At 46.2% G+C, this 1,294-nt stretch carries 1 protein-coding gene; it reads left to right on the top strand.

From position 1 onward, the window contains the following. Positions 1–303 precede the first annotated feature (303 nt). Positions 304–813 carry a helix-turn-helix domain-containing protein gene (locus ABLV76_RS08360; protein WP_348878278.1) on the top strand — a complete coding sequence of 170 codons (510 nt, stop codon included), beginning with the start codon at positions 304–306 and terminating at the stop codon, positions 811–813. The last annotated feature ends 481 nt before the right edge of the window (positions 814–1,294 follow it).

Below are 1,294 nucleotides of genomic sequence, written 5' to 3'. Positions count from 1 at the left end.
TGGTCATTTTGAGCCTCAAGCTCGAGCCGCTTCGCGGTCGCTAAAGCGAACCTTGACCCTCAAAATGCCCTACCGAAGGGAGGGAGCTACCTTGGAATTTGGTTTTTGCTGTTGGTTTTCATAGAGGAGAATAGAGATAAATACTAAGTGATTGATTCTTATATGTTTGATTTTTTCTGATAGGACACAGCTGGTGTCCGCACGTGAGGACACAGCTGGTGTCCGCATGTGTCTGGACATAGGACGCATGGCGTCCTATGATGGGACAAATATGTCCTATCAAAAAGACATCGAGGGGTAGCGATGATCGTAGCATCAGAACAACAAGCAAAACTAAGACAGAAAGAAATACAGGAGATCGACAGGAAGGCCTCTAAGGAGTACGAGGAGGCGAAAAAGAACAGCAACTTTACCCAGACATACCCAAAGGGCTGGCAACGCATTAGAGAGCTTGTGAGGGACAAACAGGGTGCTGCGGCAATAGGTCTTTACTCATTTTTCGCTGAACACATAGATCCCACATGCGGAGCAGTAGTCTGTGACCAACAGTTTTTAGCTAATCAGATGGGTGTTTCTACTCGAACAATCCGCCGTTGGTTGGATTATTTGGAGGAGAAAGGTGCTTTGGTGAGAATACCTGTTGCTGGAAAAGTATGTGCGTACGCCTTAGATCCTCATGAGGTCTGGAAGGGATATAACACCTCAAAAGATTATTCAGCCTTTGTTACCAAGACATTAGTAAACAAGGATGGAGAAATAAAACGCAGAATAATGGCTATGTTTTCCGGAGAGGAAAGCGGTCAAGAGCAGTAGCGAAGCGACTCTTGACGGCTTGGAACGACCCCCACCCTTGATAAGGGGGATGGTTCGCCACAGCGAGCCATCCCCCTGCTAAGACGCATTTAAGCAGTTGAATCCAATAAAAAACAAAGCCGCACATCATTTTTGTAATGTGCCGGCCTGCTTTGGAACTAAGAAATCCAAAAGTGTAATAAATAAGATTAATAGACACAGACAAGGAGGTCATCATGATCACGTCAATCATCGTAACCATAGGCTTAATAGGAAGCCTAATCACGATTTATAGAGAGTTTTACCCAAAAGATAAAAACTAATTAGCCAGTATACACACCGCTAGCGGTGTGACTGGTTCATGGCTCCGCCCCGAAACCCCGAAAAGCAAAACGTCTAGCAGGGCGATGGCTCGCTATGCGAACCATCACCCCTGACAAGTTTGGTTGGTCATTTTGAGCCTCAAGCTCGAGCCGCTTCGCGGTCGCTAAAGCGAACCTTG

Origin of the sequence: Klebsiella sp. GB_Kp047, from assembly GCF_040065235.1 — a bacterium.
Taxonomy (GTDB): Bacteria; Pseudomonadota; Gammaproteobacteria; order Enterobacterales; family Enterobacteriaceae; genus Klebsiella; species Klebsiella quasipneumoniae.
The sequence above is the reverse complement of the archived record's forward strand: the minus strand, read 5'-3'. Positions and strand labels throughout refer to the sequence as shown.

What these genes read in the sequence shown, in the direction of transcription:
- ABLV76_RS08360 (WP_348878278.1), top strand. Translation starts at nt 304, where the DNA reads ATGATCGTAGCATCAGAACAACAAGCAAAACTAAGACAGAAAGAAATA.